This window comes from Massilia niastensis DSM 21313 (assembly GCF_000382345.1).
Taxonomy (GTDB): Bacteria; Pseudomonadota; Gammaproteobacteria; order Burkholderiales; family Burkholderiaceae_D; genus Telluria; species Telluria niastensis.
The window spans coordinates 49,651-67,620 of record NZ_KB908101.1; the positions used below are offsets into that span (position 1 = coordinate 49,651).

Annotated in this window: 16 protein-coding genes and 1 pseudogene; 10 read left to right on the forward strand and 7 right to left on the reverse strand. The window is 70.2% G+C overall.

Features of this window, described 5'->3' with window-relative positions; translation table 11 throughout:
- Positions 1–34 precede the first annotated feature (34 nt).
- Positions 35–136, reverse strand: a pseudogene (locus tag H162_RS33280) (chemotaxis protein CheW); the annotation flags it as partial.
- Positions 137–464: 328 nt separating this feature from the next.
- On the opposite strand from H162_RS33280, the gene H162_RS0116115 reads away from it, so the two are divergent.
- From H162_RS0116115 to H162_RS31075, 9 genes are read left to right on the forward strand one after another with little or no spacing between them, the layout of a single operon-like run.
- Positions 465–1,316, forward strand: coding sequence for an urease accessory protein UreD (locus tag H162_RS0116115; protein WP_020654514.1), 852 nt, complete (start codon positions 465–467; stop codon positions 1,314–1,316).
- Between the two features lie 12 nt (positions 1,317–1,328).
- Positions 1,329–1,631: an urease subunit gamma gene (locus H162_RS0116120; RefSeq protein WP_020654515.1), complete on the forward strand. Its 303-nt coding sequence runs from the start codon at positions 1,329–1,331 to the stop codon at positions 1,629–1,631.
- A gap of 9 nt (positions 1,632–1,640) precedes the next feature.
- Entirely contained in the window at positions 1,641–1,997 is a 357-nt protein-coding gene (locus tag H162_RS0116125; protein ID WP_020654516.1) for an urease subunit beta, read from the forward strand.
- 1 nt (position 1,998) lies between these two features.
- Positions 1,999–3,699: an urease subunit alpha gene (ureC, locus tag H162_RS0116130; protein WP_020654517.1), complete on the forward strand. Its 1,701-nt coding sequence runs from the start codon at positions 1,999–2,001 to the stop codon at positions 3,697–3,699.
- 8 nt (positions 3,700–3,707) lie between these two features.
- Entirely contained in the window at positions 3,708–4,229 is a 522-nt protein-coding gene (gene ureE, locus H162_RS0116135; protein WP_020654518.1) for an urease accessory protein UreE, read from the forward strand.
- A complete protein-coding gene (locus H162_RS0116140; RefSeq protein ID WP_020654519.1) occupies positions 4,226–4,888 on the forward strand; it encodes an urease accessory protein UreF in 663 nt (220 codons plus the stop codon). The genes ureE and H162_RS0116140 overlap by 4 nt, the downstream gene beginning before the upstream one ends.
- A 7-nt stretch (positions 4,889–4,895) precedes the next feature.
- Entirely contained in the window at positions 4,896–5,513 is a 618-nt protein-coding gene (gene ureG, locus H162_RS0116145) for an urease accessory protein UreG (RefSeq protein WP_020654520.1), read from the forward strand.
- 12 nt (positions 5,514–5,525) lie between these two features.
- Positions 5,526–5,777 (forward strand): hypothetical protein, encoded by a 252-nt coding sequence (locus tag H162_RS31070; protein WP_020654521.1) that lies wholly within the window; start codon positions 5,526–5,528, stop codon positions 5,775–5,777.
- A 25-nt stretch (positions 5,778–5,802) separates the two neighbouring features.
- A complete protein-coding gene (locus H162_RS31075) occupies positions 5,803–8,457 on the forward strand; it encodes a hybrid sensor histidine kinase/response regulator (RefSeq protein WP_229452098.1) in 2,655 nt (884 codons plus the stop codon).
- Here the strand turns inward: H162_RS31075 and H162_RS0116160 are convergent.
- Positions 8,447–10,069 carry a M28 family peptidase gene (locus tag H162_RS0116160; protein ID WP_026354712.1) on the reverse strand — a complete coding sequence of 541 codons (1,623 nt, stop codon included), beginning with the start codon at positions 10,067–10,069 and terminating at the stop codon, positions 8,447–8,449. The two genes, H162_RS31075 and H162_RS0116160, sit on opposite strands and share 11 nt — an antisense overlap.
- Positions 10,070–10,209: 140 nt before the next feature.
- Between H162_RS0116160 and H162_RS31080 the strand changes: the two genes are divergently transcribed.
- Positions 10,210–10,620, forward strand: a complete 411-nt coding sequence (locus H162_RS31080) for a putative quinol monooxygenase (RefSeq protein WP_026354713.1) — start codon at positions 10,210–10,212, stop codon at positions 10,618–10,620.
- On the opposite strand, the gene H162_RS0116170 is transcribed toward H162_RS31080, so the two are convergent.
- From H162_RS0116170 to kdpB, 5 genes are all read right to left on the reverse strand, one after another.
- Positions 10,607–11,749, reverse strand: a complete 1,143-nt coding sequence (locus H162_RS0116170) for a sensor histidine kinase (protein WP_156885646.1) — start codon at positions 11,747–11,749, stop codon at positions 10,607–10,609. The genes H162_RS31080 and H162_RS0116170 overlap by 14 nt on opposite strands.
- 100 nt (positions 11,750–11,849) lie before the next feature.
- Positions 11,850–12,542, reverse strand: coding sequence for a two-component system response regulator KdpE (gene kdpE, locus H162_RS0116175; protein ID WP_020654526.1), 693 nt, complete (start codon positions 12,540–12,542; stop codon positions 11,850–11,852).
- The gene (locus tag H162_RS0116180; protein ID WP_020654527.1) at positions 12,535–15,267 is read right to left on the reverse strand and encodes a DUF4118 domain-containing protein; all 2,733 of its coding nucleotides are present in this window, start codon (positions 15,265–15,267) and stop codon (positions 12,535–12,537) included. The genes kdpE and H162_RS0116180 overlap by 8 nt, the downstream gene beginning before the upstream one ends.
- Positions 15,268–15,270: 3 nt before the next feature.
- Positions 15,271–15,855: a potassium-transporting ATPase subunit KdpC gene (kdpC, locus tag H162_RS0116185; protein WP_020654528.1), complete on the reverse strand. Its 585-nt coding sequence runs from the start codon at positions 15,853–15,855 to the stop codon at positions 15,271–15,273.
- Between the two features lie 11 nt (positions 15,856–15,866).
- Positions 15,867–17,969, reverse strand: coding sequence for a potassium-transporting ATPase subunit KdpB (gene kdpB, locus H162_RS0116190; RefSeq protein WP_020654529.1), 2,103 nt, complete (start codon positions 17,967–17,969; stop codon positions 15,867–15,869).
- Position 17,970 lies beyond the last annotated feature (1 nt).

Sequence of the window (17,970 nt, forward strand, 5' to 3'; positions counted from 1 at the left end):
TTCTTTCTTGATGGCCGCCGGGCGGCCGGTTCGTTCAGGCCGCCTGTGGCAGCGCGGCCACCAGCCCGAGTTCGTCGGATTGCATCAGCTTGTCGATGTCGAGCAGGATCAGCATGCGTTCGCCGACCGTGCCCAGGATGCTGATCGCATATACCTCCTTGCCGAGGCGGAAGGAGAGGACTTCGCTGTCGTCCCTTGTCATTGCCGTTTCCATTTCCTGATCCATTTGTTAACTTCCTGTACGCACAAGTTAACAAGTTGCCGCACAGCAAGCACATTACGTCCAAGTTGGTGCGGACTCGATGGCTGAGTGTCAAGAAACCTGAAAAATTCCCGTTTTTAGTGCGAACTATGGCGCATCTACAACGTTCACTTTGCCCGTGTAAATGCACCTGTAGCCATGACGACACGGGAGCGCTGGAATAGCTGAAACGACTGGCACGTATCCTGCATGAGGGACAGGCATGCCCGACCGCCCCGACAACCACGCCGCTCACACCGCCCACGCCGCCACGGGATGGCAGGCCAGCCTGCGGCTCGGCTTCGCCCGCGACGGCCACACCACCCGGCTGGTCCGGCGCAGCCACAGCGGTCCGCTGCGGGTCCAGAAGGCGCTCTATCCGGAAGGTCCAGGCGTGTGCCACGCCATCGTGGTCCATCCGCCCGGCGGCGTGGCCGGCGGCGACCTGCTTTCCATCGACGTGCATGCCGCGGACGGCGCCCACACCCTGCTCACCTCGCCCGGCGCGGCCAAGTGGTACCGCGCGAACGGCAGGCCGGCGCGCCAGGAAGTGCGGCTGGCCGCCGGCCCGGGCGCGGCGATCGAATGGCTGCCGCAGGAAACCATCCTGTACGACGGCGCCGAATCCACCCTCGAGCACGAGGTCGAGCTGGCGGCCGGCGCCTCGTACATCGGCAGCGAGATCCTGTGCTTCGGACGCGCGGCCTCGGGCGAACGCTACGCCCGGGGCGAGCTGCGCCAGCGCACCCGCATCCGGCGCGAAGGGCGGCTGGTGTGGTGGGAACAGGGCCGCCTGGCCGCCGGTCCCGCCATGGACAGCCCGCTGGGACTGGGCGGACGGCGCGTCTGCGCCACCCTGATCGGCGTCGGACGCCCGGCGCCGGCCAGCCTGCTGGCCGCCCTGCGCGCCTGCGATCCCGGCCTCGGCGTGAGCCAGGTGAAGTCGGTGTGCGTGGTGCGCTACCTGGGCGACGACAGCGAAGCGGCGCGCCACGCCCTGGCGCGCGCCTGGGGCCTGCTGCGCCCTCACCTGCTCGGCCTCGACGCCAGGGCGCCGCGCATCTGGAACACCTGAAAGGACAAGGCCATGGACCTGACACCGCGCGAGAAAGACAAGCTCCTGATCTTCACCGCCGCCCTGCTGGCCGAGCGGCGCCGCGCACGCGGCCTGAAGCTGAATTATCCGGAAGCGGTGGCATTCATCAGCGCCGCGATCATGGAAGGCGCGCGCGACGGCCGCAGCGTGGCCGAGCTGATGGCCGAAGGGTCGAGCCTCCTGACCCGCGCCGACGTCATGGACGGCATCCCCGAGATGATCCCCGAGATCCAGGTCGAAGCCACCTTCCCCGACGGCAGCAAGCTGGTCACCGTCCACCACCCGATACCCTGAGGAGGCAAGATGAGCATCCCGACCCCTGTTCCCGCGGGTGCGCCAGCGATCCCGGGCGAATACCTCCTCGAGGCCGGCGACATCGAACTGAACGCCGGGCGGCCCGTGCGCACCCTGGTGGTGGCGAATGCCGGCGACCGCCCGGTGCAGGTGGGATCGCACTTCCACTTCTTCGAGGCCAACACGGCGCTGCGCTTCGAACGCGCGCAGGCGCTTGGCATGCGCCTGAACATCGCGGCCGGCACCGCCGTGCGCTTCGAGCCGGGCCAGCAGCGCACCGTCGAACTGGTCGCCTATGCCGGCGCGCGCATCGTCCACGGCTTCAACGCCCGCGTATCGGGCCCGCTGCCGCCGGAGGAAAGCTGACATGGTCGCCATCTCCCGCCGCGCGTATGCGGACATGTTCGGTCCCACCACGGGCGACCGCATCCGGCTGGCCGACACCGCCCTCGTGATCGAGATCGAACACGATCACGCGATCCATGGCGAAGAAGTCAAGTTCGGCGGCGGCAAGGTGATCCGCGACGGCATGGGCCAGTCGCAGCGCCTGCATGCCGGGGTGATGGACACCGTGATCACGAATGCCGTCATCGTCGACCACTGGGGCATCGTCAAGGCCGACATCGGCATCAAGGACGGGCGCATCGCGGCCATCGGCAAGGCCGGCAATCCGGACGTGCAGCCCGGCGTGACCATCGCCATCGGCGCGGCCACCGAGATCATCGCCGGCGAAGGCATGATCGCCACCGCGGGCGGCGTCGACACCCACATCCATTTCATCTGCCCGCAGCAGATCGAGGAAGCGCTCGCCAGCGGCGTCACCACCATGCTCGGCGGCGGCACGGGACCGGCGGTGGGTACGGCCGCCACCACCTGCACGCCCGGCCCCTGGCACATCCACGCCATGCTGGCGGCAGCCGACGCCTTCCCGATGAACCTCGGCTTCTTCGGCAAGGGCAACGCCAGCCTGCCCGGGCCGCTCGAGGAACAGGTGGCGGCCGGCGCGCTCGGCCTCAAGCTGCACGAGGACTGGGGCAGCACGCCGGCGGCGATCGACAACTGCCTGGCGGTGGCCGATCGCATGGACGTGCAGGTGGCGCTGCACTCGGACACGCTGAACGAGGCCGGCTTCCTGGAGAGCACCGTGGAGGCCTTCCGCGGCCGCACCATCCACACCTTCCATACCGAGGGCGCGGGCGGCGGCCACGCGCCGGACATCATCGCCGCCGTCGGCCATCCCAACGTGCTGCCCTCCTCGACCAATCCGACCCGGCCGTTCACGGTGAACACCCTGGACGAGCACCTCGACATGCTGATGGTCTGCCACCACCTGGACGCGGCGATCGCCGAGGACATCGCCTTCGCCGAGTCGCGCATCCGGCGCGAGACCATCGCCGCCGAAGACATCCTGCACGACCTCGGCGCGATCTCGATGATGTCCTCGGACTCGCAGGCCATGGGCCGGGTCGGCGAAACGATCCTGCGCACCTGGCAGACCGCGCACAAGATGAAGCTGCAGCGCGGCCCGCTGGCGCCGGACGGCGAACGCAACGACAACGCACGGGTCAAGCGCTACATCGCCAAGTACACGATCAACCCCGCGATCACGCACGGCATCGCGCACGCGGTGGGCTCGCTGGAGGCGGGCAAGATCGCCGACATCGTGCTGTGGCGCCCGGCCTTCTTCGGCGCCAAGCCGTCGATGGTGCTCAAGGGCGGATCGATCGCCTGCGCCCTGATGGGCGACGCCAACGCCTCGATCCCGACCCCGCAGCCGGTGCACTACCGCCCCATGTTCGGCGCCTTCGGGGGCGGGCTGAAGACCTCCTTCACCTTCGTCTCGCAGGCCGCCTTCGACGCCGGCATCAAGGAGAAGCTGGGCCTGGCGAAACCGGTGCTGCCGGCCTTCGGCATGCGCTCCCTGCGCAAGACCGACATGGTGCACAACGGCGCCATGCCGCACATGGAGGTCGATCCCGAAACCTATGAAGTGCGGGCCGACGGCCGCCTGCTGGTGTGCGAGCCGGCCACCACGCTGCCGCTGACCCAGCGCTACTTCCTGTTCTGAGGAAAACCATGCTGACACTGCATACCCGACTCGATGGCGCAGCCCTGGCGGACGAGATCCTGGTGCTGCCCTGGGACCGGCGCGAACGCTGCCGCCTGCGCGCCACCCTCGCCTCGGGCGAGGAAGTGGCGCTCCTGATGCCGCGCGGGACCGTGCTGCGCCACGGCGACCTGCTGCGCGGCGACGACGGACGCGTGGTGCGCATCGTCGCCGCGCTCGAGGCCACCTATGCGCTGCGCTGCGCCGATCCCCTGCTGCTGGCGCGCAGCGCCTACCACCTGGGCAACCGCCACACCCAGGCCGAGCTGCACGACTGGGGCCTGCGCATCCGCGTCGACCCGGTGCTGCGCGAGCTGGCGCTCAAGCTGGGGGCGACGGTGACCGAGGAGATGGCGCCCTTCGATCCCGAGCCGGGCGCCTACGCCGGCCATGGGCACGGGCACGGCGACGACCAGGGCGGGCGCCACCCGCTGGCGCCGGTGCCGCTGCGCCAGAAGATCCACCGCCCGGCCGGCGTGGAGGGCGCATGAACGCGGCCAGCCTGCTGCGCCTGCTGCAGTTCGCCAGCCCGGCCCTGCCGATCGGCGGGTACAGCTATTCCCAGGGCCTGGAGGCGGCGCTCGACGCCGGCCTGGTGCGCGACGCCGACAGCGCGCAGGCCTGGACGGTGCGCTACCTGCACGAGGTGATGGCGCGCTGGGACGGCCCGCTGTTCTGGCGCCTGCTCAAGGCGCGCGAGGCGCGCGACGATGCCGCCGTCGCCTACTGGAGCGAATGCTCCCTGGCCTCGCGCGACACCGCCGAGCTGCGCGCCGAGACGGTCCAGATGGGCTACTCGCTGACGCGCCTGCTCGCCGAACTGGGCGTGGTCCCGGGCGCGCCGCCGGCCGAGGAGTCGCTGCCGGCCGCTTTCGCCTGCGCGGTCGACGCGCTCGGCGTGCCGCACGAGGAAGCGCTGCTGGCGCTGCTGTTCTCGTGGGCCGAGAACCAGGTGCTGGTGTGCGTCAAGTCGGTGCCGCTGGGCCAGGTCGCGGGCCAGCGCCTGCTGCTGGCGCTGCACCCCGAACTGGAGCGCGCCGCCCTGACCGCCCGCACCCTGGCCGACGACGCGCTGTCGAACTGGTCGCCCGGCCTTTCCATGCTGTCGATGCGGCACGAGGTGCAGCACGGCAGGCTGTACCGATCCTGAGGAGACCATGAGCATGCCATCCAATCCCCTGCGCGTCGGCATCGGCGGCCCGGTCGGTTCCGGCAAGACGGCGCTGTGCGAAATGCTGTGCAAGGCCATGCGCGAGCGCTACGACATGGCGGTCGTCACCAACGACATCTATACGCGCGAAGACATGGAGATCCTGCTGCGCGCGAACGCGCTGGCCCCCGAGCGCCTGATGGGCGTGGAGACCGGCGGCTGCCCGCACACCGCGATCCGCGAGGACGCCTCGATCAATCTGGAGGCGATCGCGCGGCTGCAGGCCGACTTCCCGGAGCTCGAACTGGTGCTGGTCGAATCCGGCGGCGACAACCTGGCCGCCACCTTCAGCCCGGAGCTGTCGGACCTGACCCTGTACGTGATCGACGTCGCCGGCGGCGAGAAGATCCCGCGCAAGGGCGGTCCCGGCATCACGCGCTCCGACCTGCTCATCATTAACAAGACCGACCTCGCCCCTTACGTGGGCGCCAACCTGGACGTCATGGCCAGCGACGCGCGTCGCATGCGCGGCGAGCGGCCATTCGTCTTCACCAACCTGCGCAGCGGCGAAGGCGTGCCTGAAGTGGTGGCCTTCATCCGCGAACAGGGCCTGCTCGACCATTGACCGGAGGTTTCCATGCGTCCCATCCTGCTGTTCCTCTCCTTCCTGGCCGCCCTGCCGGCATCCGCCCATCCCGGCCACGGGCCGGACGGCCACGCCTGGTTCGCCCATGCCGCCGAGCCAGGGCTGGTCCTGCTCGCCCTGGCGGCCATCGGCGGCCTGGCCTGGTGGGCCGTGCGCAAGCGCCGCTTCGGCGTGCTGCCGCTGGCGCTGGCCATGGCGGTGGCGCTCGGGGCTGGAACGGCCGGGGTGACGCTGCCGTTGTAGATGCGCGCGGGAGGGGCGCGAACAGGTGTGCGATTGGCTGAATCCACGTAGAATCCAGCTGTTCAGCGCCTTCGACGACAACGTGACCTCCCCTTCCTCCCCCACCATGATCCGCAGGCCCTTGCGGGCTTACCTGCTGTGGCTCATCCTCGCTACCCTGCTTCCCGGCGTGGTCGGCGCGTCGCTGTTGTTCGTCCACCAATACCAGAAGAGCCGCGCCCAGTTCGAACGCAACACCATGCAGACGGTGCGCGCGCTGGTGCAGACCGTCGACAGCAAGCTGCTGCAGGCCCAGGCCATCGCCCAGACCCTGTCCACCGTGGATGCGCTGGAAGCCGAGGATTTCGCGCGCGTCCACCGCCAGGCGCGCGTCGCGCTGGCGCTGGCCGGCGCCAACATGAATGCGGTGCTGCGCGACCGGCGCGGCCAGCAGATCCTGAACACGGCGGTCGAGCATGGCGCCGCGCTGCCGCTCGACCACTCGGCGCAGCTGGAGCAGGTATTCGCCAGCGGCAGGCCGTCGGTGTCCAACGTATTCACCGGCGCGGTGATGCGCCGGCCAACCATCAGCGTCGACGTGCCGGTGCTGGTGCAAGGGCGCGTCGCCTACGTGCTGAGCATCGGCATACGGCCGGACTACTTCGCCGAGATGCTGACCCCGAAATCGGTGCCCGACGGCGCGATCGCCTCGATCATCGATCGTGACGGCATCATCTTCGCGCGCAACATGAACCCGGACCGCTACATCGGCCGGCGCGTCACCGATCCCCTGTTCAAGGCCCTGCAGCGTGCGCGCGAGGGCGTGGTCGAATCGGTCACCCAGGAAGGCATGGAAGTGCTGACCTTCTATTCGCGCTCCGAGCTGACCGGTTGGAGCGTCGGCGCCGGCGTCCCGCGCGTCGCCCTGAACCAGGCCCTGTTCGGGCCGCTCGCGGCCCTGGTGACCGGGGTCACGGTATTGTTCGCGATCGGGCTGTGGCTGGCCTGGCAGATCGGCGGCCGCCTGGCGCGCTCGGTGCAGGCGCTGATCGCGCCGGCCGCGGCGCTCGGCAAGAGGATCGCCCCGCCCCCCTTCACCGAAGTCTACGTGAAGGAGGCGGCCGATGTCGCCGAGGCGATCGGCACCGCTTCCGTCCTGCTCGGCGAGCGCGCCAGGGCGCTCGCCGCCAAGGAATCCGAGCTGCGCGAGGCGCACATGCTGGGGCGCTTCGGCACCTGGCACCGCGACCTGGTGAACGACACGATCCAGACCTCGGATTCCGTGGCCGCCATCTATGGGCAGGAAGTGCCGCCCTTCGAACAGCAGCGCGGCACCCTGCTGCCGGAAGAATCCTGGCAGCAGGTGGACCAGCTGACGCGCCAGCTGCAGCGCGACGGCGGGAGCGGCCGGCTGCAGCTGCTGGTCAACCATGCCGCCGGCCACCAGATCTGGATCGACGTGCGCTGCGAAAGCATCCAGGATGCCAAGGGGCGCGTGGTCGGGTTGCGCGGCACCCTGCAGGAAGTGACCGAACGGGTCAAGGCCGAGGAAGCCCTGCGCCACGCGGACCGGCGCAAGGACGAATTCCTGGCCATGCTGGCGCACGAGCTGCGCAATCCGCTGGCGCCGATCACCTCGGGCGCGCAGCTGCTGGGCCAGGACCGGCTCGACCCCGCCCGCATCCGCCAGATCAGCGCCATCATCGCGCGCCAGGCGCGCCACATGGCCAGCCTGGTCGATGACCTGCTCGACGTGTCGCGCGTCACGCGCGGCCTGGTGACGCTGGCCAGGCGGCGCCTCGACATCAACGAGATCGTCACCGACGCCGCCGAGCAGGTGCAGGAATTCGTGCGCAGCAAAGGCCACCGGCTGGCGGTCGACGCGCTGCCGGAAGCGGTGCACGTGATGGGCGACCGCAAGCGCCTGGTGCAGGTCGTCAGCAACCTGCTGCACAACGCGGCCAAGTTCACGCCCGCCGGCGGACAGTTGCGGCTCGAGCTCGGCGCCGACGCCGCGACCGTGTGGCTGCGCGTGAGCGACAACGGCATCGGCATGCTGCCGGCCGAGCTGGAGCGGGCGTTCGAGATGTTCGTGCAGGGCGAGCGCACGCCGGACCGCGCGCAGGGCGGCCTGGGCATCGGGCTGGCGCTGGTGCGCAGCCTGGTCCAGCTGCACGGCGGCAGCGTCCAGGTGCACAGCGCCGGCATCGGGCTGGGCAGCACCTTCACCGTCAGCCTGCCGCGCTGCACGGAATCCGGCGCCGCTGCGCGCGCGGACGGCCGGGCCGCCGCGAGCGGCGCGCATCCGCTCAGGGTGCTGGTGGTGGACGACAATGCCGATGCGGCCCAGGTGCTGGCGATGGTCGTCAGCGCCCAGGGGCACCAGGTGGCGGTGGAGAACGGCTCGCTGGCGGCGCTGGCGCGCGCGCCCGGCCTCCAGCCCGACGTCTGCCTGCTCGACATCGGCCTGCCCGACATGGACGGCCACGAACTGGCGCGCCGCCTGCGCGCCCATCCCGCCACGGAGCACGCCGTGCTGGTGGCCGTCACCGGCTACGGGCAGGAGCAGGACCGGCGCGCCAGCGCGGCGGCCGGTTTCGACCACCACCTGACCAAGCCGGTCCAGATGGGCAGCCTGGAACGCATCCTCGACCAGACCGGAGCCGCGCTCGCGGCCCCGGGCGGGCGGCTCAGCGCTTGACGCGGCCGAAGGCGTCGCCGGCCTTCCAGGCCGGCATGCCGGGCGCGTTCGCGACCGCGTAGCCGAGGTTCAGGGTGAACTGGGCCTGCTGCACCATGCCCGACAGGTCCCACTCCGGACGGTATTCGTCGCTGAACTGGTGGTAGTGCTGCTTGAAGCCGACCATCTTCTGGCTCGATGCGTCCTGGTGCTGCTCGAACTCGAAGTGGCCGTCGCCCGAGAACACCGCCGAACCGACGTTGAACGCCGGGACCCCGGCCTTGGCGAAGCTGAAGTGATCGGCGCGGAAGTAGGCGCCGGACAGGTCGGGAATGGCCGGCGCCAGCTTCAGGCCCATCGTCTTCGCGACCTCGGCGGCGGTACCATACAGGCTGCTGCGCTCGGCGCCCGCCACGCCGATGTCCTTCGTGCGGCCGACGAAATTCAGGCTGTCCAGGTTCAGGTCGGCGGCCGTTTGCGCCAGCGGGACCACCGGATTGTTCACGTAGGCCGCGCTGCCCAGCAGGCCCTGCTCTTCCGCGGCCGGCCACAGGAACACCTGGGTGCGGCGCGCCGGCTTCTTCACCGCCTCGGCCGCCATCGCCAGCAGCGCGGCGCTGCCGGAGGCGTTGTCGATGGCGCCGTTGTAGATGCGGTCGCGCTTGCCGTCGGCGTCCGGGACCACGCCGAGGTGGTCCCAGTGCGAGGAATACACGACCGCCTGCTGCTTCAGCTTCGGGTCGGTGCCGGGCACGATGCCCACCACGTTGAACTGCTGGACCTCGCGGATCGCGGAACGCAGCTCGACATGGGCGGCGATCTTCAGGTCGACCGGCTGGAAGTCGCGCCGCTCGGCCTGGGCGCGCAGCCGGTCGAGGTCGAAGCCGCCTGCTGCGAACAGTTCGCGCGCGGTATCCTCGTGCAGCCAGCCCTCGACCTGGTTGCCCGGGCCCTTCAGGTGGAAGCGCTCGTTGGCGAAGCCGTTGGCCGGCACGCTCCACGGATAGGACGCGGACGGGGTGGTGTGGATCAGCAGCGCACCCGCGGCGCCGCGGCGCACCGCCTGCTCGAACTTGTACAGCCAGCGGCCGTAGTAGGTATAGGCCTTGCCGGCGAAGCGCTCCGGCTCTTCCGCCGTGGGCTGGGGATCGTTGACCATCATGACCAGGATCTTGCCCTTCACGTCCACGCCCTTGTAGTCGTCCCAGCGCTCTTCCGGGGCCGAGGCGCCGTAGCCGACGAACAGCAGCGGCGCGTCGAAGGACAGCTCGGCGCGTCCGCTGCTGGTGCCGAACACGATGCCCTTGCCGGCTTCCGGCGCGATGCGCTTGCCGCCCGCCTGGAAGCTCACGCTGCTGCCGGCCAGCAGCTTGGTCCCCTGGATCAGCACCGGCTGGCGGTAGCCGCCGCCCGGGATCTGCTTCAGGCCGATCAGCGCGGCCTGGGTCTCCAGGTAGCGCACCGCCAGGTCGCCGCCGCGCTGGCCGGTGCCGCGCCCTTCGAGCAGGTCGTCGGCCAGGAAGGCCAGGTGGGCGCGCAGCGCCGTTTCCGACACGGCGGGCGCCTGCTGGGCATGGGCGGGAGACAGGACAAGGGCGGCGCAGGCGGCCAGGGCAAGGGGACGAAGTCGCATCGGTGTGTTTCCGTTACCGTCAGAGTTGAATAGACAATCATCTTACCCCAGCATGCATAAAGCGGCGATGGCGCTTGGCCTCCGGCTCCTGGCCCCCTATACTCGCGACTGCTATATTCTTTCAACAAGAGGACCCGCCCATGGCTGTTTCCCGACGCACCGCGGTGGCCGCCCTGGCTGCCCTGCCGCTGGCGGCCGCGCACGCGGCCCCCGCCACCAAGGACACCCCACGCATGTACGGACTGATCGGAAAAATGCGCGCCCAGCCGGGCCAGCGCGACGCCCTCATCGCCATCCTGGCCGAGGGCACGGCGGCGATGCCGGGTTGCCTGAGCTACGTGATCGCCAAGGACGTGGGCGACCCGGACGCGCTCTGGATCACCGAAGCCTGGGACAGCCAGGCCAGCCACAGGGCCTCGCTGGCGCTGCCGGCGGTGCAGGCGGCGATTGCGAAAGGACGCCCGCTGATCGCGGGCTTCGGCGAGCGCTTCGAGACCGAGCCGGTCGGTGGGCAGGGCCTGGCGCGCCAGCCCGTCGTCATGCGGCCGTAGGCGCCCCGGCGAACTGGCGCGCATCGACCGGCACGTCGACGACGAAGGACGTCCCCTCCTCGGCCGAACTGGACATCAGCACGCTGCCGCCGTGCGCCTCCGCCACCCGGCGCACGAAGGACAGGCCGACACCCCAGCCCTCCCCCGGCCCATGGCTGCCGGCGCGCCGGTAGAGCTGGAAGATGCTCTCGCTGTCCTCGGGCGCGATCGGCGCCCCCTTGTTATGCACCAGCACCTGCACGCGCTCGGGCGTGGTCGTCACCGCCAGCCGGATCGGATCGGAGGAGCCGTACTTGATCGCGTTGTTGACCAGGTTCTCGACGGCGCGCCGCATCGATTCGCGGCACCACCAGCCGGCCACGGGTTCGACCTCGAGCTCGAGCTCGAGCGAATGGAAGCTCTGGGCGTACTGGGCGACCTCGCGCGCGACATCGGCCATGTCGAACGGCGCGATCGTCAAGGGGAAGGGGCCGGCCTTGGTAAACGAGATCCGGTCGAGCATCTCGCGCGTCATCGCATCGATGCGCTGGGTGCTGGCGACGATCTTGGCGGCGTAGCGCCTGACCGTCTCGTCGCCCGAGGTGTGCTCGATCATCTGGGCGGCCATCTGGGCGGTGGAGAGCGGCGTGCGCAGGTCGTGCGCGACCGCGGCCACGTACTGTTCGCGCAGCGCCGCCTGCACCAGGGCGAAGGCGTTGGCGCTCTCGCGGATCGTGGAATCGATCTGACCGCTCAGCAGGACGCGCTGTTCGTCCGCCAGCGGCATCCCGCCGCGCTCCAGTTCCGCGAACAGCGTGTCGCGGAAGATCTGCAGCTCGTGGATCACGGCGGTCGAATCGTAGACCGTCATGCGCGCGCGTTCCCCGCCATGCTCGCTCGCCAGGGAGCCCAGGGCGTTGTGCGCGTGCACGGCGAAGCCGGGCGTCAGCATGGCCGCCAGGGTGTCGAAATACGCCGGCAGCGTGTTCGCGAGGATCGGCAGCGTCAGTTCGCGCGCCTGCAGCACGGCGTGGCGCACGTTCGCCATCCAGGCCTCGAGCACCTGGGCGCGCAGCGCCAGCATGGCGCGCGTCGCGGGCGACAGGTCGGGATGGTCGGGAGACAGGTGTCCGGTCAGGTTGGCGTTCACGCGGCGGTCCAAAAGGGTTAAGCAATGCACAACAAACGTGAGCAAAGCTTACACGAGCCCGCGCACCGGCGGCGCAGGGCTGGGCAGGCGGACGGCGGGTCTACCCGAGCCAGAGCCGGTAGCCGACCCCGGTCTCGGTGAGCAGGTGGCGCGGCTGGGCCGGGTCGGCTTCCAGCTTGTGGCGCAGGTGGCCCATGTAGATGCGCAGGTAGTGGCCGCTCTCGGCATGGCCCGGTCCCCAGACCGCGCGCAGCAGCTGCGGGTTGGTCATCACGCGCCCGGCATTCGCGACCAGCACCGACAGCAGCCGGTATTCGGTGGGCGTGAGGTGCACGTGCTCGCCCGCCCGCGTCACGGCGCGCTGCTGCAGGTCCACGACCACGTCGCCGAAGCGGATGGTGGCATCGCCGCCGGCGGCTGACTGGCGCTGGCGGCGCAGGGTGGCGCGTACCCGCGCCAGCAGTTCGCCGGTGCCGAAGGGCTTGGTCAGGTAGTCGTCGGCGCCCGCATCCAGGGCGCGGATCTTTTCGCCCTCGGCCACCCGCGCCGACAGTACGATGATCGGCACCGCCGACCACTTGCGCACGTCCTGGATGAAGTCGATGCCGTCGCCGTCGGGCAGGCCCAGGTCGAGCACCACCAGGTCGGGACGGCGGGTGCCGGCATCGATCAGGCCGCGCTGCATGCTGCCCGACTCGTGCACCTGCCAGCCTTCCTGCTCCAGGGCGGTGCGTACGAAACGGCGGATCTGCGGCTCGTCTTCGACCAGCAGTGCGCAGGGAGAATCAGTCATCGGGTGCTTCCACTGGTTCCAGTTCGGGTTCGGGGCCATCGGGCGGCGTACCGGCCGGCAGCGAGAACACGAAGGCCGCGCCGCCCAGGGGCGAGTGCGCGGCGCGGATCGTGCCGCCGTGGGCCTCGACGATCGCCCGGCAGATCGCCAGGCCCAGTCCCACGCCGGGCAAGGCCGACTCGCGCTCGCCGCGCGTGAATTTCTCGAACACCGTTTCTTCGCTGCCGGGACGCAGGCCGGGGCCGTCGTCCATCACGCTCACGTCGATCCAGGTGCCGCGCACCGCGGCCGTGACCTCGATGCGCGACCCCGGCGGTGTATATTTTGCGCCATTTTCCAGGAGATTGCACAGCACCCGCTCGATCAGCACCGCGTCCAGCCGCACCAGCGGCAGGTCGGGCGGCAGACGTACCACCACCTGATGCCCCTGCAGCGCCGCGCGGCTGGCGCGCAGCGCGCTGCCGACGACTTCCTCCAATGCCTGCCAGTCCAGGTTGAAACGCACCTCGCCGCTCTCGATGCGCGCCATGTCGAGCAGGTTGGCCACCAGGGTGCTCATGCGCAGGGCTTCGTCGTGCAGCGCCGCCGCCAGTTCGCGCGGCTGGGGCTCCAGGGCCGGCTCGCCGCGCAGCAGCGACTCGGACAGGCCGACCAGGGCGGTCAGCGGCGTGCGCAGGTCGTGCGACAGCGCCGCGAGCAGAGAATTGCGCAGGCGCTCGGACTCCATGCTGACCAGCGCCCCCTGCGCCACCTCCACGTAGTGCACGCGCTCCAGCGCGATGGCGGCCAGCGCCGCCAGCGCGTCGAGCTGGCGGCGCTGCTCGGGCAGCAGCACCCAGCCCGGACCCTGGGGCTCGATCGCCAGCACGCCTCGGGTGCGCATGGGCGCGACCAGCGGCAGGTAGAACACCGGGCTGGCCGGCAAGGTGTCGGTGCCCATGCCGGCCGGCTGCGCATGGTCGAAGGCCCACTGCGCAATGCCGAGGTCGATGCCGGCCGGCGCTGCGGGAGTCGCCGCGCCCCCTTCCGGCGGCGGCATGCCGAGTCGCCCTTCGGTATCCGGCACCAGCAGGGTGGCGCGCGCGCCGAACGCGTTCTGGATCACCGCGCCGGTCGCCTCGAACACCTGCCCTGCCACCAGCACGCCGGACAGCTCGCGGGCGAATTCGTAGAGCGCGTGCACGCGCTTCTCGCGCTGGGCCGCGACCCGCGCCTGGAAGCGCAGGCCCGCCGTCAGGTGCCCGGTGATCAGGCCGACCGCCAGCATCACGCCGAAGGTGACCACGTACTGGACGTCGGACACGGCGAAGGTGAAGCGCGGCGGCACGAAGAAGAAATCGAAGCAGGCCACGCCGACGCAGGTGGCGGTGACCGAAGGCGCGCGCCCGAAGCGCACCGCCACCAGCAGCACCGTGAGCAGGAACAGCATGACGATGTTGACCAGGTCGAACCAGGCCAGCAGCGGCGTCGCCAGTACCGCCGTCAGCAGGCTGGCGCTGGCGGCCCAGAGGTGGGGCAGCAGGAGCGGCCGTGAGCGCGGTGCAGCCGCGCCGCCGGCCGCCGCGCCCGGGTGCGCCATCGGCACCGCTGGCACACCGATCTCGATCAGGTCCAGGCCGGGCGCCTCGCGCGCCAGGCGCCGTGCGATGCGGCGCTGCCAGGGCCAGGCGGCCCTGGTACGCCCGAGCGCGATGCGCGACAGGTTGTGGTCGCGCGCATAGTCGAGCGCGCTGGCCACCACGTCCTCGCCCGACAGCACGGCGGTGGCGGCGCCGAGATTCTGGGCCAGCTTCAGGACCGCCATCATCCGTTCGCGGAAAGCGGCCGGCATGCGCCCCAGGCGCGGCGTTTCCACGTATACCGCATGCCATCCGGTGCCAAGCTGGGACGCCATGCGTGCGCCGTTGCGCACCACGTGCTCGGCCGCATCGTCCGCCCCGACGCAGACCAGGAGGCCGGCACCGGTCTTCCAGATCGCGTCGATCGATTTTTCCACGCGGTAAGCGCGCACGTCGCCCTCGACCCGGTCGGCGGTGCGGCGCAACGCCAGCTCGCGCAGCGCGATCAGGTTACCTTTGCGGAAGAAGTTGCCGGCCGCACGCTCGGCCTGGGCAGCCTGGTAAACCTTGCCTTCCTTGAGGCGCGCCAGCAGCTCGTCCGCCGGCAGGTCGACCAGCACCACCTCGTCGGCGGTGTCGAATACCCGGTCCGGCACCGTTTCGGCGACCCGGATTCCGGCAATGCCGCCCACCACGTCGTTCAGGCTCTCGAGGTGCTGGACGTTGACTGTTGTAAACACGTCGATGCCGGCTGCCAGCAGTTCCTCGACGTCCTGCCAGCGCTTGGGGTGGCGCGAACCGGGCGCATTCGAATGCGCCAGCTCGTCGACCAGCACCAGCTCCGGTGCGCGCGCCAGCGCGGCATCGAGGTCGAATTCCTCGATGCGGCGGCCGCGGTACTCGACCTGACGCCGCGGCAGCACTTCCAGGCCCTCGAGCAGGCGCGCGGTCTCGCGCCGCCCGTGGGTCTCGATCACGCCCACCAGCGGCGCCCGTCCTTCCTCCCGCAGCTTGCGCGCTTCCTGCAGCATGGCGTAGGTCTTGCCGACGCCGGCCGAGGCGCCAAAGTAGATGCGCAGCCGGCCGCGCGCAGCCTTGCGCTCCTGCTCGCGCATCTGCGCGAGCAAGGCATCGGGATCGGGGCGCTGGTAGTCGTTGGGTGGCATCGATCAACGAGTATGCAGGCTTTCCGCGTCCAGCGCCAGGTTCAGCGCCAGCACGTTGACCCGGGGCTCGCCGAACACGCCCAGCAAGCGACCCTTGCTGTGCTCGTCCACCAGCGCGGCGACGCGCGCCGCGTCGAGGCCGCGCACGCGTGCCACGCGCCCCATCTGGTAGCGCGCGGCGGCGATGCTGATCTCCGGATCGAGGCCACTGGCCGAGGCCGTGACCAGGTCGACCGGCACCGCGGCGGTACTGCCGGGATCAAGCTCGCGCAGCGCGGCGATGCGCGCCTTGACGGCCTCGCCCAGCGCCGGATTGGCCGGTCCCTGGTTGGAACCGCTCGAGCCCGCGCCGTTGGCCGGCATCGGTCCGGTGGCCGACGGACGGCCCCAGAAATAGCGCGGGCTGCTGAACGACTGGCCGATCAGGGACGAGCCGACCACCTGCCCGCCATGGCGGACCAGGCTGCCGTTGGCCTGTTCGGGGAACGCCGCCTGGGCGATGCCGGTCACGGCCAGCGGATACACGATGCCGCAGATGAGGGTCAGTGCGCCGAACAGCACCAGCGCGGGACGGATAAGGGATTGCATGGTGGACTCCTTCATGCCAGGTTGAGCGCTGCGAGCGCCATGTCGATCAGCTTGATGCCGGCGAACGGCAGCAGCAGGCCGCCGACGCCGTAGACCAGCAGGTTGCGGCGCAGCAGGCTGGCGGCGCCGATTGCGCGGTAGCGCACGCCCTTGAGCGCGAGCGGGATCAGGAACACGATGATCAGGGCATTGAAGATCACCGCCGACATGATCGCCGACGAGGGGCTGGTCAGCCTCATGATGTCGAGCGCCTTCAGGCTCGGATAGGTGCCGACGAAAGCAGCCGGAACGATCGCGAAATACTTGGCGATGTCGTTCGAGATCGAGAAGGTGGTGAGCGCACCGCGCGTCATCAGCATCTGCTTGCCGATCTCGACGATCTCCAGCAGCTTGGTCGGGTTCGAATCGAGGTCGACCATGTTGCCGGCTTCCTTGGCCGCCTGGGTGCCGGAATTCATCGCCACCGCCACGTCGGCCTGGGCCAGCGCCGGCGCGTCGTTGGTGCCGTCACCGGTCATCGCGACCAGCTTGCCCTCGGCCTGGTAGCCGCGGATCAGCTGCAGCTTCTCTTCCGGCGTGGCCTCGGCCACGAAGTCGTCCACGCCTGCCTCGGCCGCGATGGCGGCGGCGGTCAGCTTGTTGTCGCCGGTGACCATCACGGTCTTCACGCCCATGCGGCGCAGCTCGGCGAAACGCTCGCGGATGCCGCCCTTGACCACGTCCTTGAGCTCGACCACGCCCATCACCTTGCCGGCGTCGGCCACCACCAGCGGCGTGCTGCCGCGGCGCGCCACGTCGTCGACGATGCGCTCGATCTCGGCCGGCCATTTCTGGCCGAGCAGTTCCACATGGTGGCGGATCGCCGAAGCCGCGCCCTTGCGCAGATGGCGCGCGCCGAGGTCGACGCCGCTCATGCGGGTCTGGGCGCTGAACGGCACGAACACGGCGTGCAGCGGCTCCATCACCCGTTCGCGGATCGCGAAGCGGTTCTTGGCCAGCACCACGACGCTGCGCCCTTCCGGGGTCTCGTCGGCCAGCGAGGCCAGCTGGGCCACGTCGGCCAGTTCCTGTTCGCTCACGCCCGGCGCCGGCAGGAAGGCTGCGGCCTGGCGGTTGCCGAAGGTGATGGTGCCGGTCTTGTCCAGCAACAGCACGTCGACGTCGCCGGCCGCTTCGACCGCTCGGCCCGAGGTGGCGATCACGTTGGCCTGCATCATGCGGCTCATGCCGGCCACGCCGATGGCCGACAGCAAGCCGCCGATGGTGGTCGGGATTAGGCACACCAGCAGCGCGACCAGGGCGGTGATCGTGACCGCCTGGCCACCACCGGCCATTTCCACTGCGAACATCGAGAACGGCAGCAGGGTCGCCGTCACCACCAGGAACACGATGGTCAGGGCCACCAGCAGGATGGTCAACGCGATCTCGTTCGGGGTCTTCTTGCGCGCCGCGCCTTCGACCATGCCGATCATGCGGTCGAGGAAGGTTTCGCCCGGATTGGCGCTGACCTTCACCACCAGCCAGTCGGACAGCACGCGGGTGCCGCCGGTGACGGCGCAGAAGTCGCCGCCCGACTCGCGGATCACGGGGGCCGATTCGCCGGTAATGGCGCTCTCGTCGACCGAGGCCACGCCTTCGACGATCTCGCCGTCCACCGGAATCACGTCGCCCGCTTCGACCAGGAAGAACATGCCCTTGCGCAGTTCATCCGACTTGGTCGGGATCCACGTCGTGCCGTGCACGGGGTTGTACAGCTTCTTGGCCATCACGGTCTGGCGCAGGGCGCGCAGCGACGCCGCCTGGGCCTTGCTGCGGCCTTCGGCCAGGGCTTCGGCGAAGTTCGCGAACAGGATCGTGAACCATAGCCAGATGGCGGTGGCCAGGATGAAGCCCGCCGGGGCTTCGCCCTGCCCGGCCAGGGCCTGCAGGTACAGCAGCGTCGTCAGGATCGCGCCGATGTAGACCACGAACATGACCGGGCTGCGCAACTGGGTACGCGGATGCAGCTTCTTGAAGGCGTCGGCGATGGCCGGCCCGACCAGGGTCGAGTCGAACAGGGTCAGGGCGCGGCGCACCGGCTGGGCCGGCTGGGTATGAGGAATGCTTTGTTCCATG

Coding starts and splice junctions, on each gene's coding strand:
- H162_RS0116115 (WP_020654514.1), top strand. CDS start 465: ATGCCCGACCGCCCCGACAACCACGCCGCTCACACCGCCCACGCCGCC.
- H162_RS0116120 (WP_020654515.1), top strand. CDS start 1,329: ATGGACCTGACACCGCGCGAGAAAGACAAGCTCCTGATCTTCACCGCC.
- H162_RS0116125 (WP_020654516.1), top strand. CDS start 1,641: ATGAGCATCCCGACCCCTGTTCCCGCGGGTGCGCCAGCGATCCCGGGC.
- ureC (WP_020654517.1), top strand. CDS start 1,999: ATGGTCGCCATCTCCCGCCGCGCGTATGCGGACATGTTCGGTCCCACC.
- ureE (WP_020654518.1), top strand. CDS start 3,708: ATGCTGACACTGCATACCCGACTCGATGGCGCAGCCCTGGCGGACGAG.
- H162_RS0116140 (WP_020654519.1), top strand. CDS start 4,226: ATGAACGCGGCCAGCCTGCTGCGCCTGCTGCAGTTCGCCAGCCCGGCC.
- ureG (WP_020654520.1), top strand. CDS start 4,896: ATGAGCATGCCATCCAATCCCCTGCGCGTCGGCATCGGCGGCCCGGTC.
- H162_RS31070 (WP_020654521.1), top strand. CDS start 5,526: ATGCGTCCCATCCTGCTGTTCCTCTCCTTCCTGGCCGCCCTGCCGGCA.
- H162_RS0116160 (WP_026354712.1), bottom strand. CDS start 10,069: ATGCGACTTCGTCCCCTTGCCCTGGCCGCCTGCGCCGCCCTTGTCCTG.
- H162_RS31080 (WP_026354713.1), top strand. CDS start 10,210: ATGGCTGTTTCCCGACGCACCGCGGTGGCCGCCCTGGCTGCCCTGCCG.
- kdpE (WP_020654526.1), bottom strand. CDS start 12,542: ATGACTGATTCTCCCTGCGCACTGCTGGTCGAAGACGAGCCGCAGATC.
- H162_RS0116180 (WP_020654527.1), bottom strand. CDS start 15,267: ATGCCACCCAACGACTACCAGCGCCCCGATCCCGATGCCTTGCTCGCG.
- kdpC (WP_020654528.1), bottom strand. CDS start 15,855: ATGCAATCCCTTATCCGTCCCGCGCTGGTGCTGTTCGGCGCACTGACC.
- kdpB (WP_020654529.1), bottom strand. CDS start 17,969: ATGGAACAAAGCATTCCTCATACCCAGCCGGCCCAGCCGGTGCGCCGC.